This window comes from Sporomusa sp. GT1 (assembly GCF_014634905.1).
GTDB lineage: Bacteria > Bacillota > Negativicutes > Sporomusales > Sporomusaceae > Sporomusa > Sporomusa sphaeroides.
The window spans coordinates 247,138-260,955 of sequence record NZ_BMBX01000003.1 but is presented as its reverse complement, the minus strand read 5'-3'; the positions used below and the strand labels follow the sequence as shown (position 1 = coordinate 260,955).

Below are 13,818 nucleotides of genomic sequence, written 5' to 3'. Positions count from 1 at the left end.
TATTATAATTGTCCCATTAACTTATGGGTTTGGGGAATTACACGAACATTTTTAAGTAAAGCTAATGCTTGCGCTTGATAGGCCAGCATATTGTCAGGCGAGACGGCTTCGCAGCCGTTCACCGGTGTTACCGGCTGTAAAATTACCGGAATGGTATCATCAATGCCGGCCACCAGGTTAAAAGCCTGGTGAATCTCCTCTTTACTGCTCTGATCGGCAATTACTATTTTGACGAAAACCTCTTTAGCTGCTGCCAGACGCAAAAATTCATGATGTTCTTGCCAGTAATGCTTGCCGGAAGTACCTGGCAATTTGATATCCATACTAATAATATCTATATACGGCAATACCACAGCCAACTGCTCAAACAAGGTGCCATTGGTTTCAAGATATAGCGGAGCATTAAGTTTTGGTGCCAATTCGGCGAGCATTTTCGCCTGACACAGTGGCTCACCGCCGGTAAGACTGATCGAATGGTGTCTTATTGTCAACAGGGAATTAATCATTTGGGCCACAGAATCAATAGCCACCGGATTGGCTATCCGGATAAAATCACGCTCTCCCGGAGTGCGCTCTACTAAAGCTTGGCCAGAAAACTGGCGGGAATCCGGTGTGTCACAATAGGTACAGGTTAAATTGCAGCCGGCAAAGCGCACAAATATTTGTCTTGTGCCAACATATAATCCTTCACCCTGGATCGAAGAAAAGATTTCAACAAGATTAAGCATAATTACCCCTGTGGACAATATTTGACAGCCGACCTCGGTGACTCCCAGACCTGGATGCAGCGAACTTTAACATTCTGCTGGAATACCGGATTTTCGGCCAGTGTGTCATATATGTATTTTGCTATATTTTCTGCAGTTGGATTAATTGTTTTAAAAACCGGCAGATCATTAAGGTAATAGTGATCCAGGCTGTCTATTACTTTATTAACTTCTGCTTTGAGGTCTTTAAAATCCATAACCATTCCCAGGTGATTAAGCTCATGGCCGGTAACGGTAACTTCCACCTTCCAGTTGTGTCCATGCAAACGGCGGCATTTACCCGGATAATCGGGCAATTGGTGGGCCGCTTCGAATTCAGCAATAATGGTTAAATCGTACATGTCAACGCCTCCTCAAAAATAGGTTTTATCAGTTATATTATTCTGGCTGTTAGGACAAAAAAAGATGAGCATCCACTCACCTTTTATTTGATCGCTTGCTTACTTAAGAGGTTTTCTTTGGAGAACTCGTTAGAATTACTTAGTATTATCTCATGGTAACTAAGACTGCGGGTATGCGGGGTATGACTCCAGCTGCGGTCATTACGGTGCAGAAACCCTAAGAAGGTAATGGGTATCCAACTATATACAAATAGTGGATAGAAAATGGAGTAAACCCAGGTTTTCCAGCTAGCCCTAATCTTAGCCAAGACAATGATGGGAAACAGATACTGACCAATAGCAATGATTCGCCATACTTCTATCGGCAGAACCATGAACAAAATATTGGTATAAAAAGGTGTAATATAATAAACATAGTTTAGCAAAACAAAGGTTGTGGACAAGAGCAGAAAATGCGGTTGAACCAAATGAATAACGCCATCCAGCAGTCGTATATCCCGCCGTTTTATCCCTTCAGTGATTAATTTGGGGATATAGCGGCTGGCAACATCAAAGTGACCCTGAGCCCAGCGTTTGCGTTGTTTCCAGGACTGCATAAAAGTGAGCGGCTTTTCATCATATACGATGGCATCATGAGCCCAGGTGGTGCGGATTCCAATTAATAGCGTTTTCATGGTAAATTCCATGTCTTCGGTAAGACAGGTTGCTCCCCAGCCAAACCGCTTTAATATATCTGTTGAAATACACATACCGGTGCCACCAAGTACACTGGACAAGCCCAAATTATATTTTGCCAAATGCCATATATGGTTTACCACCCAGAACGAAATGGCAAAAGTACCGGAAATCCAGGTGTCATTAGGATTTTTAGCATCAAGATACCCTTGAATGACTTTTTCGCCTTTACATAAACGACTATTCATTTCCAGCAGAAAATTGGTATCTACTAAATTATCAGCGTCAAAAACAACAACAGCATCATATTGCTTCGGTTGTTCAAATAACTTTTCGAACATCCATTCCATCGCATAACCTTTGCCCCGTTGTTCCGAGTTAAAGCGCTCATATACGATTGCACCAGCGTTTTTAGCAATATGTGCCGTTTTATCTTTACAGTTATCAGCTACAACATAAATATCATAAAGTTCCCGGGGATACTTCAGCACATGCAAATTTTCCACCAATTGCCCGATTACCTGCTCTTCATTATGGGCAGCAACAATTACTGCAAAGGTATGTTTTGGTGTCAGTATTTTTTCTTCATGCCGTTTAACGATTCCGAAAAATGCAATGAAAAAATAATACAAGGTGAAAAACACAATAATAAGCTGCATGGGAATCATTATGTAATCAAAAATGTAATTCATGGATTATTCTCCTTACAAAACCCTGTTCTCCATCTAATGGACCATGACGTAACAAGATTTATAACGGTTATCTGAAAATATTCATCAGTAAATCATATGCGGCAAAATCAGCTAAATGCATTTTTTCTAATTGGTATCCGGCAGACAAATCCGGCTTACTGTACAGAACGGCCGTCAAATAAGCCAAATATTGTATTTAAGATACCGAACAAGGCAAAAGCAAAAAACGGGACAAACAAAATGGAAGCGAAGGTCAGGTTTAGGTATAGTATATACGCTCCCACCAGGAGGGTTATAATCACCGGAATTATGCGTATAGGTTCCCCTTCTTTACCTTTAAAATCAGGATACCTGACAGTGCTGATCATTAGATAGGCAAAAACCGCCACCATCAGAGCAAATATCCAGCCGGACGGCTTGATGCCAATCAAAATAAAAGTCGCAATAACACAGCCGGCAGCCGGAATAGGTAAACCCATAAAATAGCCTTTTACTGTGCCGGTATTAACATTAAATCTGGCAAGCCTAAGAGCGCCGCAAGTGGCAAATGCCGCAGCAATGAGAGCACCGCCGGAGAAGTCTTTTAGCATATAAGCATAGGCCATGATCGCAGGAGCTACACCAAAAGATACTAGGTCGCACAAAGAATCAAGCTCTTTGCCAAAATCGCTGCTTACGCCGAAGTATCGTGCCACCCGTCCGTCCAAGCCATCAGCCACCATCGCAGCCACAACAAAAAAAGCTGCATAGGCAAACTCACCTTGGAGCGTAAAGATGATAGCAAACATGCCTAACACAAGATTGACTGCAGTTACTATATTAGGAATAGCGTTTCTCACTTTTCCATTAACCTCCCTATTACCGTTTTTCCTCCTTTTACTCTATCCCCCTTTTTTACCAGTACTTCCACCGTTGTTGGTACAATAAGCTCTGTACAAGAACCAAACTTAATAAGCCCATACCGTTCACCCTGTTCAAGCACAGTACCCAGAGTAACCCAGGAAACAATGCGCCGGGCCAGAATGCCGGCAATTTGTGTGACTAATACACGCATCTTGCCATTTTCCAATCCAATAGCATGACGCTCATTTTCACAAGCTGCCGATTCTTTATAGGCTGGTTTAAATCTGCCGCAAGTATATTGCTGGAATTTGATTTCCCCCTGGACAGGACTGCGATTGACATGAACATCAAATACCGACAAAAAGATAGTTACCTTTAATCCTTTATCGTTAAGAAACTGATCATCATATACTTCCGTAACGCTCATAACTTTGCCATCGGCAGGCGATACAATCAAAGTATCATCAGCAGGCACCTCGCGCTTGGGGTTACGGAAAAAGAAAGTAATAAAAGCTGTCAGCACTCCGGGGAAAATAGCCCAATAACCACCCAGAGTTAAGGCAGTGATAACAGTGATCAGTCCAAGTACAATAATATAAATATAACCTTCTTTAACAACCGGATTTTGTACCACCTATCCACCTCCCTAGTAAATCATCTTGATAACATGCAAACCAAAAGCAAGTTCAGTATATCAGTATAATACACTTAGTTTACTTTGTCTAACCTTTTTTGCCCAGCATTACTTTGACGGCAAACCGCGGCAAAGCCAGCATTCTAAGCGCACGCTGCGGTTGCCGGACTAACCGGAATAACCATTCCAGGCCTGTGCGCTGCATCCATAACGGGGCGCGTTTAACAGCTCCTGCCATTACATCGAAGGTACCGCCTACTCCCATACATACAGGGACGTTAAGTTTAGCCAGATTTCGGGCCAGCCATTTTTCCTGTTTGGGTACACCCAAAGCTGCCAGTAAAATATCAGGTTTGGCCGCCGTTATCTGCTGCATAATCTCCGGCTCATCCTCTTTGCCGAAAAAACCATGTCTTGTACCGACAATTGTGAGGCCAGGATAACGTTCTAGAGCAGCTTGTCTGGCTTTGCTGATAATATCCGGGTGGCTGCCAAACATAAACACACTATAGCCTTTCTGCGCAGCCTGAGCTAATAAGTTCTGAGCCAAATCATAACCTGCCACGCGTTCAGGGATAGTATATCCCTGATGTCTTGCCGCCCATACCACGCCAGCCCCATCCGGCACCACCAGCTGGCATTGGGCAAGAATCGCCGCCAGGTCACTGTCTTCCTGTGCCAGCATAACCATTTCGGCATTAGCGGTAGCAATTAAATGCGGCTTTCGCTTGAGAATAAACTCTTCCAGCCTGGCTACTGCTTCAGCCATTGTTACAATGTCAATTGGAACCTGCAAGACCGTTGCTTTAATACCCACTGAAAACCATTTTCTCCTTAGATTTTGTTTTAATTTTACTATCCTAACACATTGTACCATAAGTTTAAAATGACGGCAATCTCGACCAAGGCCACTTCCAGAAAGGCTGCTCTCTTTCTTTCTCCTGTGGCTGCTCAGCATCAGGATTTAACCACTCTTTCAGGCGATTTTCCCAGCGTGGCGCTGTGGGCTGAGTTCCTTGGATAAAAGCGCTGTATTCGGTTTCTTTGCAGCTGCTTCCCGCCAATTTTCCCGTATTTGTGCAAATGGGAATATTGACGACAACATTGGCCGGAATGGAAAATTCATTCGGCGGCGTGTCGGCTACGATCTTATAAACCATCTTTCCCCATAGTGCCGAAACTTCGGTACCGGAAATGCCTATGGGCTTACGATTGTCGTTACCTGCATAAATACCTACCAGCAGATCCGGAGTATAACCCACAAACCAAGCGGTTTCATAATTGTCGGTGGTACCTGTTTTTCCGGCGGCCGGCCGGCCAAGGTTAGCCGGTGTCGCCGTACCGTCCTGTAATACACCTTGCAGCATGTTTGTTACTATATACGCAATTTCCGGTTTCAATACCGCTTGCTGGACAATGTTATTTTCTTCAAGTATTTGGTCATTTTCATCAAGCACTTTCAGGATGGCTACCGGTTTTGACACTATACCGCCATTGGCAAAGGCGGTATAGGCTGAGGTCAGCTCCCACAGATTAACGCCCTGTGTCAGGCCGCCCAACGCGGAAGATAAAACATAATCATCAGGCACAATGGTGCTAATTCCCAGAGATTTGGCTAATTCCAACGCTTTATCAATACCTATTTGATTGGCCAGTTTCACGGCCGGAACATTGACCGACCAACGCAAAGCCTTGTGCAAGGTCACCGGTCCGCGATATTTTTTGTCATAATTGACAGGCGCATAGCCATTGAAGTTGATAGGTTCATCAACAATAATCGCATTGGCAGCCAAGCCCTGATTGAGAGCAGCCGCATACAAAAAGGGTTTAAAGGCAGAACCAGGCTGCCGTACCTCGGCAAAAACCCGGTTTATCTGACTTTCCTCATAATTACGTCCACCAACCATAGCCTTGACATATCCGGTCTTCGGGTCAAGGGCCAGGACGGCTCCCTGCAATTGTCCCAAGACGGCTTCGGCTGCCTGCTGCTGGCTGATATCTAAGGTAGTATAGACCTTGAGGCCCCCCTTATAAACCCTGTTGGCGCCATAACGGCCTACCAGTTCATTAGCAACATAATCAAGGAAATAGGATGCCTGTACTACCCGCTTTTTTTTGCCGGCAAGGGCAATTGCTTCTGCCTTAGCCTGTTCGGCTTCTTCTGTACTTATATAACCTTCTTTGACCATACCTGCCAGCACAACTGCCCGGCGCTCCATGGCGGCTTTCATGTCAATATACGGTGAGTAAATATTAGGACCGCGCGGCAGCCCTGCCAAGAGGGCGCTTTCTGCCAAAGAAAGTTCTTTGGCATGTTTGCCGAAATACATTTGGGCAGCAGCTTCGATGCCGTAGGCTCCTTCACCAAAATAAATCTGGTTTAAATATGCCTGCAGAATTTCCTGCTTGGAAAACTTATAATCAATAATTAAAGCCAAGACTGCTTCCTTCAGCTTGCGCGTTATCGTACGTTCCTGGGTGAGAAACATATTTTTTGCTAATTGCTGAGTAATTGTGCTGCCTCCTTCCACCAAACCTCCCTGGCGAATATTTACCACTACAGCGCGAAAAATACCAATCAGATCGATGCCAAAATGCTTATAAAAGCGAGTGTCTTCATTGGCGATAATGGCTTGTTGGACATATGGCGATATATTGTTAATTGTTACCACAATCCTGTTTTCTTCGAAAAGTTTTGAAATTAACTGTCCGTTTATGTCAAATACCTGAGTGGCAGATACCAGATTGAGGTTTTCGAGACTATTAGTTCCAGGCAATCCCCAAAAACCATAACCAACGTTGGTACACATCATCAACAGGATTGTACAGGCAACTACTTTTATTAGCTTAGTCGGCATTATTTACACACTCCTCGCAAGAATAGTATCCCCAGCTGTATAACTTTTACATGCAGGAATCATCAACCAGGTTAGAGAATATACGAAAATTAGACACCATACATCAAATTATTTAAGCAGGAGCAAATAATGAAAAATAAGCCGGGATTCTTTCTGATAGTTTGTGGATTAAGTGCTGTTTGTCTAATCATCTTAGCGTCATCGCCACTGGCATTACTGGCGTTTTCTAATAACGACACCGCAGCGGCAGTAGGTTTGCCTGCCCATCAGGAATCTTTCCCGGCAGAAAGCAACTATACTTTGCCCAATGATGCTGTTGACGCTTATTATCTGAATGAAAACCCGGAGTACCTGCCGGCAGGCAACAAACCGGTTTATGATGTGTTTACCGTCACAGAGCGCCAGCACCAAGGACTGGCTTTGGGACTGCCGCCGGTTACCCCGTATTATGGAACAAAAGTAGTATACCTTACTTTTGATGACGGTCCTGACTTGGAAAATACCCCGCTTATTCTTGATATTTTGAAAAAGCATAATATCAAGGCAACTTTCTTTGTTGTTGGCAGTCAGATTGAAAAGCATCCGGAAATCCTGCGTCGCATTTATCAGGAAGGCCATGCTATCGGCAATCATTCTTACAATCACGTATATCGTGAACTGTATCAATCCGCTAATTCCTATGTATCCCAATTGCGTCATACCGATGAAATTATAAAGCAAGTAACTGGTGTAAGATCGCGTATTTCCCGGGCTCCCGGTGGTTCGGCAGGCAGTTTTACCAAAGAATACTGGGAAACATTATCCCGTCTGGGCTATGTGGAAATAGGCTGGAACATAAGTTCCGGCGACGCTTCCCGGGAGAAGGCCGGCCAGATTATGCGCAACATCGCTTTTCAAATGGAAAGCAAACATTTATGGAGCCATGCCATTGTACTTATGCATGATGGACGCGGCCATAGCGAGACGGTGAAAGCGCTGCCTGCTATTATCAAGTTTTATCAGGACCGTCACTTCGAATTTCGTGTAGTTAATTTTGAAACACCGTCACCGTGGTAAATATGTAAAAATGCTTTGGACTATTGTCCAAAGCATTTTTTTCGGCTTCCCTTCCCAGCGGTCCGGCACAAGCCGTGTTTTCTTTATCCTAACAGAAAGTATAACTTTCTTAAGAGCAGGATAAGGGCAACATCGGCTTCCACCTTCGCCACGGGCTCGGCACAAGCCGTGTTTTCTTTATTAAACACTATAATTTGGTGATTCTTTAGTGATACTTATATCATGGGGATGACTTTCTTTAAGACCGGCACCGGTAATCCTGATGAACCGGGTTTTTGAGATGAGCTCTTCAATGTTGCGTACGCCACAATATCCCATACCGGCACGCAGGCCGCCAATCAGCTGGAACACAGTGTCGGCAACAGAACCTTTATAAGGAACCCGGCCTTCTATTCCTTCCGGAACCAGTTTGTCCATATTTTCCTGGAAGTAGCGGTCTTTACTGCCTTCTGCCATAGCACCTAAAGAACCCATACCACGATATACCTTATAGCTGCGTCCTTGATAAATAATGGTTTCTCCAGGACTTTCCTCCGTACCGGCCAGCAGGTTGCCGATCATTACGATCTGGGCCCCGGCTGCAATGGCTTTGGCAACATCGCCGGAATATTTGATACCGCCGTCAGCGATAATAGGAACATTATACGGGCGCGCAGCTTGGGCACAGTTATAAATTGCTGTAATCTGGGGTACACCGATACCGGCAATTACCCGGGTAGTACAAATGGAACCTGGTCCAATGCCTACCTTAATGGCATCTGCGCCGGCTTCAATCAGGTCACGGGTAGCTTCCGCTGTAGCAACATTACCGGCAATGAGGTCGACGTGAGGAAATGTATCCTTAATCTTCTTTACTGCGTTAAGTACACCTTGCGAATGACCGTGGGCGGTATCGACAACAATAACATCCACTTTGGCCGCTACAATAGCTTCAACCCGGTCCATCATGTCTGCGCCGACACCAACGGCGGCTGCCACCAGTAAACGGCCTTTGGGATCTTTGGCTGAGCTTGGATACTTTTGCGCCTTCTCAATATCTTTAATAGTAATAAGTCCTTTTAAATTCCCCTCAGCATCAAGCAGCGGCAACTTTTCTATCCGGTGCTCACGCAAGATTTCCTTGGCTTCTTCCAGGGAAGTGCCAACAGGGGCAGTGATCAGATGTTCTCTGGTCATACAATCGCCGATTCTCCGGCTTAAGTCTGTTTCGAAACGCAAATCGCGATTGGTCAGGATACCGACAAGCTTATCATGTTCAGTTACCGGTACACCGGAAATGCGGTATTTTTCCATAAGATCATGAGCATCCTGCAGGGTGTTGTTCGGAGATAAAAATATTGGGTCAACAATAATTCCATGCTCTGAACGTTTGACTTTGTCAATTTCATTAGCCTGACGCGCAATTGGCATATTTTTATGTATTACCCCTATGCCACCCTCACGCGCCATGGCAATCGCCATACGTGCTTCGGTGACTGTATCCATGCCGGAGCTGATTATAGGAATATTCAGCTTGATATTTTTTGTCAGATACGTGGATACTTCTACTTCTCTAGGCAAAACTTCGGATTTTGCCGGCACAAGCAAAACATCATCAAAAGTTAAACCTTCGGGGCCAAATTTGTTGTCAAACATTAACTGACTCCTTTCATGCAACATCTCGTAATAGGTATTTCTAATTATAATAACATAAATAAACTTACCAAATCTACCACTTTGTATGTAATTCATAAAAAAAATAAGAAAAACCGCTGGCGTGGTGCTGACAGCCGTCAATATTATAAAGGCGCAGGCACCTCTGTTATGCAGTAGACAATGCCTGGCAAAAGCCAGGCATTGTTGTTAATTAAGAACATATACTTTTACATTCTGAATTCCGAACTCATAAGCCTGCTCAACAGATTGCATGGCAATGTCGATACGATTGCCTTTGATTGCGCCGCCGGTATCCTCGGCCACACCATACATGGTATTGCCATCGGCAAACTCAATATATACTCTAGAGCCAAGGGGAATAATCCGGGGATCAACAGCAATTACGCCAGGGCGTATCTGGGTACCCAGGTAAGTCAGGTTGCCCCATTGACCGTTATCGTGCGGTCCGGGAGCGTAGGCGGTAGCTTTTACGTCCAAAACGGCTTTATAGCCAGGTTGGCCAGCCTGTGCGGCAAATGCCTGCGGCAGTAAAATCGCGGCAGTTAAAACTGCCATGGTAAGGGTACTGCAAATAATTTTTTTGATGTTTTTCATTGTAAAACACCCCTTTCTAAATGCCTACGAGGTTAGCTGACGGGTTCGGGACAAAGGGAAATCCCTACCGCTTGTTAGCGGATTCACCCCGGAAATGGTTCCCCCGTTTTCCTTTTTCTCTGGAAATTCGGCATGGCCTATATATTACAGAATATCCGCCGGTTAGGCAAGCATGTTTAGAAGTAGTTATCCGGCGATATTGATTATTAGCCGGGCTTTTCCTAGGTTATGCTTGTCCGGACGCATAAATAAATGTCAACTGAGAGCTAGCGTAAGTCCGGCCGCTGAAACCGCAATATAGCTACATAATTAAATGAGACTACCAGCATGGCAGCCCCATCAGAGTTATTATTATGTTACCTTGAAATTTGCATCACCTAGTCTTTTCCTAAAATAAACGGCGCAAACCCTAACTCTCCCCAAAAATAATTGTAGTAAATCTGAATAATGCCATCAAGCCTTCTGCGCAGAATTTTTTTTACATGACTAAGCGAGCTAAAAAACAGCCGTGCCTGAGGCTGTGCGCTGTTTACAGCCGCCTGCTGGTAAAACTGCACACATTTGTCGATGGTAATGTAAATCGACCAAAGAGCAGTAAGCTCCTGCAGACCGGCATTAGCAGCAGTTGTATTTTGGGTAGCTTGCTGCCAGACCGCGTCTGAGCCCAGCAATTGGGTCTCCGTTACCGACGGGTATCGAACACTGTCGCTCTCGCCGGTATTGAGTGCTGATAAAAGTTTTAAAAATTCCGTCTGAGAGTTTTTGATAAGCCCCAATACCGGTATTGGCACAGTGCCGGTGGTGGCAGTGTCATGTAATGTCTCTATTTGTCTGCTTAACGAAGTTTCAAGCTCAAACGCAAATTGTATGGGTATCATCGGAGAAGCGCCACCTTTCTAAAATTGAAACCATTTCGCAAGCGAAATGGCTTCAACAATTATTTATCAGATACTAGTTTACCGGCTTTGCCGATATGCTGGGGAGAAGCTTCGCGTACTACTATAGTTACGGCTTCAGGCGGGCATTTGGCTGTTTCTACAATAGCTTCGGTTACTTTTTTTACCATTTCACGTTTTTGCTCTAGTGAACGTCCTTCAATCAGGTCAATTTGTACAATTGGCATAGGTATTCCCTCCTTGAAATGATTTTCTTCCTATCTATCATCTTCGTTGCCCAAGGTAATAATCCCTGCATATGTAAATTAGGAACAAACATTTTTCTGGTCTGCACTACTGTTACCTGCCCCTATCCTGTTTGCCATGATGTGGGAGTAACACTTTTATTATATGGCTCATACAGTATAGTAAACACACCTTGTGATTTTAGATATTGAAGGGGGTCCATACTTATGAGCATATTCAGAGAGCTCCGCAACGAGTGCTTGATTAGGGAGCTTCAGCGTGAGTTAAACACCGACGTATTATTGTTTGGCTTCGACGGAATCGTTTATTTTGGTAATCTGCAAAAAATTGATGACTGCCGGGTCGCCTTTTTAACGCCAGCCATTGAAGCGGAGTCAAACGCAGAAATTCTTTCTCCTGGCGGAGAAGTTGTGGATGCAAAATTTATTCATGTTGATCTTTGGCAGATCGTTGCAAAAGCTACAGGAGTAAGGACTAATCCGTTTAGTAATGATTATTGTCCCGGTGCCGACGGTGTATCACAAAGAACCGAAACCAACGAACGGCAAGAGAGCCGTGAGTTGATTTGCATTCTAAGACGCATGATTGGTGATAATGTGGTAATTACAACCCTTGGCGGTTTCATATTTCAAGGAACCCTTGGCAATGTCGACGATGAATTGGCTTTTATCTCGGTTGATGAAATATTCGGGCCGGCCACCTCTTCGGGAATTTCTGATGATACAGTAAGTACTGCCGTTATTAATCTCGCAGCTATAGCATCTGCGTCCAGATCCACCGAATGCTAATTTAACTTTTGCTGTGATGTGAACCGAGTCAAGGTAATGCAATGCTAAGGTAAGACTCGGTAAATTTTTATCCTGATAGAAGGTATAACTTTCGCCTGGATAAGAGCAACACCGTCTTGCGCTTTCGCCATAGGCTCAGCGCAAGCCGTGTTTTCTTTACCGGGTCTTTTTTTCCTAACAGAAAGTATAACTTTCTTAAAAGCAGGATAAGGGCAACATCGGCTTCTGCCTTCGCCAAAGGCTCGGCACAAGCCGTGTTTTCTTTATCGGGGAGGCTGACAATATGCTAATGGCTACAGAATACTTGGGCGAAGTGGGCGTCGGGGTTACTGCACCCCAGTTTTTTCGTGCGCAGGATGATAATATCTATGTAGTCAAATTCCAGAACCATCGATTTGGCTCCCGGGTATTGGCAAGCGAATTTTTTGCAGCCAAGCTTGGTGCGATAATGAATTTGTGCTTTCCTCCAAGCGATATCATTGAAATTGATGAACAAATGCTCAATTCCCATCCCTGCCTCTTGGAGTTAGGCTTGGAACCCGGACCCCATTTTGGCTCCCGCTATCTGGAACATGCGGAATATATCGGGAAAAATCGATTGCACAAGGCTGTCAATGTACCGGAAATGGCCGGCATTATATTGTTCGACCATATGTTTCACAATGCAGACCGTGCTAAAAATCAAAAAAACCTATTACTTCATCTCGAGAATGACCAATATAAAATTTATGCGATAGATAATTCGCATTTGTTTAGATCCAGCCGCTGGACGATTGACTCATTTGAAAAACTTGGCACAAAAATAAAAACGTATTATTTCCAGCATTATAGAATTTTACTTAAGGACCTGCTTACTGCACAAGACTTTATTCCATACCTTGAGGTAGTGAACAAGCTGAGTAATGAGCAGCTTGACTGTATCGTGAATGAAATCCCCAATGAATGGCTGCCGGATGAAGCAGAACGTTCGGCTTTGGCAGATTATACCAAACTCCGGCGGGATATGGTGGGGCCGATCTGGGAGAAACTCTGCCGGCTTATACCGCGCAGCCGGGGTGGACGACGCTGGCTGTTTGCCAAGTAGTTGTTGTTTATGCTTGGCTTTTCTGCTTTTTTTTACGCCACCACAAAATACCGTATACAAGGATTACCAACACGGTAACAACTATCAACCGGCCTAAATTTTCTCCGGCAAAAACAATATCATGGCCGATTATTACTTTTATAATTACCGGCGGCAGCTTTCCGAGGACAGTTGCCAATAAAAAGTCTTTAAACGAAATCTTACTAATAGCCGCTACCGCGGTGATGATGCCTGAGGGTGCCAGTGGCAAAAGCCTGGCAAGTAATAAGGCTTTAAACCCATTAGTGGCACTGTAGTTGTCAACCTGTTTTAAATACCGGCTTTTAACTATCCAGCCTTCTACCGCCTGTCGGAAAAAGTATCTGGCAAAGATAAACATAACTAAAGCGCCAATTACTTCTCCTACCCAGGAAATGATTACTCCCCAAAATAGGCCATAAACAATACCGGCTGCACCGGATAGAATCATAAATGGGAACACAATGGTAAAAGTCATGACCACAAATAAAATAATTGTGACAAGTATAGAAGCCGGACCAAAAGATCTTAGGTATTCGGCTAAAGCGGCAATATCGCCCTTCTCGATAATCGCATAAGCATTATGAAAGAATTCCGGCTGCCACATATAGGTTAAGACAATAATAATAATAATAGCCAGCCAGCCCAGTAATTTATTCATGTGATACCT

Annotated in this window: 16 protein-coding genes and 1 riboswitch; of the genes, 4 read left to right on the top strand and 12 right to left on the bottom strand. The window is 44.2% G+C overall.

The genetic code is table 11. The features are described 5' to 3' along the window. Positions 1 to 2: 2 nt before the first annotated feature. From GT1_RS06870 to GT1_RS06840, 7 genes are all read right to left on the bottom strand, one after another. Entirely contained in the window at positions 3 to 728 is a 726-nt protein-coding gene (locus tag GT1_RS06870; protein ID WP_188398090.1) for a 7-carboxy-7-deazaguanine synthase QueE, read from the bottom strand. A 2-nt stretch (positions 729 to 730) separates the two neighbouring features. Further along, complete coding sequence (gene queD, locus GT1_RS06865) at positions 731 to 1,108, bottom strand: 6-carboxytetrahydropterin synthase QueD (RefSeq protein WP_075755641.1); 378 nt, start codon at positions 1,106 to 1,108, stop codon at positions 731 to 733. An 83-nt stretch (positions 1,109 to 1,191) separates the two neighbouring features. Further along, complete coding sequence (locus GT1_RS06860) at positions 1,192 to 2,475, bottom strand: glycosyltransferase family 2 protein (RefSeq protein ID WP_075755642.1); 1,284 nt, start codon at positions 2,473 to 2,475, stop codon at positions 1,192 to 1,194. 155 nt (positions 2,476 to 2,630) lie between these two features. After that, the gene (gene pssA, locus GT1_RS06855; RefSeq protein WP_188398089.1) at positions 2,631 to 3,314 is read right to left on the bottom strand and encodes a CDP-diacylglycerol--serine O-phosphatidyltransferase; all 684 of its coding nucleotides are present in this window, start codon (positions 3,312 to 3,314) and stop codon (positions 2,631 to 2,633) included. Further along, on the bottom strand, positions 3,311 to 3,952 hold the full coding sequence (locus GT1_RS06850) for a phosphatidylserine decarboxylase family protein (protein ID WP_075755644.1): 642 nt from the start codon (positions 3,950 to 3,952) through the stop codon (positions 3,311 to 3,313). The genes pssA and GT1_RS06850 overlap by 4 nt, the downstream gene beginning before the upstream one ends. 88 nt (positions 3,953 to 4,040) lie before the next feature. Next, complete coding sequence (locus GT1_RS06845; protein WP_223226106.1) at positions 4,041 to 4,721, bottom strand: WecB/TagA/CpsF family glycosyltransferase; 681 nt, start codon at positions 4,719 to 4,721, stop codon at positions 4,041 to 4,043. Between the two features lie 112 nt (positions 4,722 to 4,833). Beyond that, positions 4,834 to 6,810: a transglycosylase domain-containing protein gene (locus GT1_RS06840; protein WP_223226093.1), complete on the bottom strand. Its 1,977-nt coding sequence runs from the start codon at positions 6,808 to 6,810 to the stop codon at positions 4,834 to 4,836. 129 nt (positions 6,811 to 6,939) lie between these two features. Between GT1_RS06840 and GT1_RS06835 the strand changes: the two genes are divergently transcribed. Next, positions 6,940 to 7,866 carry a polysaccharide deacetylase family protein gene (locus GT1_RS06835; protein ID WP_188398087.1) on the top strand — a complete coding sequence of 309 codons (927 nt, stop codon included), beginning with the start codon at positions 6,940 to 6,942 and terminating at the stop codon, positions 7,864 to 7,866. A 180-nt stretch (positions 7,867 to 8,046) separates the two neighbouring features. Here the strand turns inward: GT1_RS06835 and guaB are convergent, their stop codons facing one another. Then, entirely contained in the window at positions 8,047 to 9,501 is a 1,455-nt protein-coding gene (gene guaB / locus GT1_RS06830; protein WP_188398086.1) for an IMP dehydrogenase, read from the bottom strand. A 15-nt stretch (positions 9,502 to 9,516) separates the two neighbouring features. Between guaB and GT1_RS22140 the strand changes: the two genes are divergently transcribed. Continuing rightward, positions 9,517 to 9,678, top strand: coding sequence for a hypothetical protein (locus tag GT1_RS22140; protein WP_223226092.1), 162 nt, complete (start codon positions 9,517 to 9,519; stop codon positions 9,676 to 9,678). 30 nt (positions 9,679 to 9,708) lie between these two features. On the opposite strand, the gene GT1_RS22640 is transcribed toward GT1_RS22140, so the two are convergent. The 3 genes from GT1_RS22640 to GT1_RS06815 all read right to left on the bottom strand — a co-directional run bounded on the left by GT1_RS22640 (position 9,709) and on the right by GT1_RS06815 (position 11,239). Continuing rightward, positions 9,709 to 10,116 carry a 3D domain-containing protein gene (locus GT1_RS22640; RefSeq protein WP_188398085.1) on the bottom strand — a complete coding sequence of 136 codons (408 nt, stop codon included), beginning with the start codon at positions 10,114 to 10,116 and terminating at the stop codon, positions 9,709 to 9,711. A gap of 5 nt (positions 10,117 to 10,121) precedes the next feature. Further along, a riboswitch (cyclic di-AMP (ydaO/yuaA leader) is annotated at positions 10,122 to 10,259 on the bottom strand. Positions 10,260 to 10,493: 234 nt separating this feature from the next. Beyond that, positions 10,494 to 10,994: a hypothetical protein gene (locus tag GT1_RS06820; RefSeq protein ID WP_188398084.1), complete on the bottom strand. Its 501-nt coding sequence runs from the start codon at positions 10,992 to 10,994 to the stop codon at positions 10,494 to 10,496. A 59-nt stretch (positions 10,995 to 11,053) separates the two neighbouring features. Continuing rightward, positions 11,054 to 11,239 carry a 2-hydroxymuconate tautomerase gene (locus GT1_RS06815; protein WP_075755649.1) on the bottom strand — a complete coding sequence of 62 codons (186 nt, stop codon included), beginning with the start codon at positions 11,237 to 11,239 and terminating at the stop codon, positions 11,054 to 11,056. Positions 11,240 to 11,464: 225 nt separating this feature from the next. On the opposite strand from GT1_RS06815, the gene GT1_RS06810 reads away from it, so the two are divergent. Together GT1_RS06810 and GT1_RS06805 are read left to right on the top strand one after the other, a co-directional pair. After that, positions 11,465 to 12,046 (top strand): hypothetical protein, encoded by a 582-nt coding sequence (locus GT1_RS06810; RefSeq protein WP_075755650.1) that lies wholly within the window; start codon positions 11,465 to 11,467, stop codon positions 12,044 to 12,046. 283 nt (positions 12,047 to 12,329) lie between these two features. After that, positions 12,330 to 13,130, top strand: coding sequence for a HipA family kinase (locus GT1_RS06805; RefSeq protein ID WP_188398083.1), 801 nt, complete (start codon positions 12,330 to 12,332; stop codon positions 13,128 to 13,130). 7 nt (positions 13,131 to 13,137) lie between these two features. Here GT1_RS06805 and GT1_RS06800 read toward each other — a convergent pair whose 3' ends face one another. After that, positions 13,138 to 13,809 carry a TVP38/TMEM64 family protein gene (locus tag GT1_RS06800; protein ID WP_188398082.1) on the bottom strand — a complete coding sequence of 224 codons (672 nt, stop codon included), beginning with the start codon at positions 13,807 to 13,809 and terminating at the stop codon, positions 13,138 to 13,140. Positions 13,810 to 13,818: the final 9 nt, after the last annotated feature.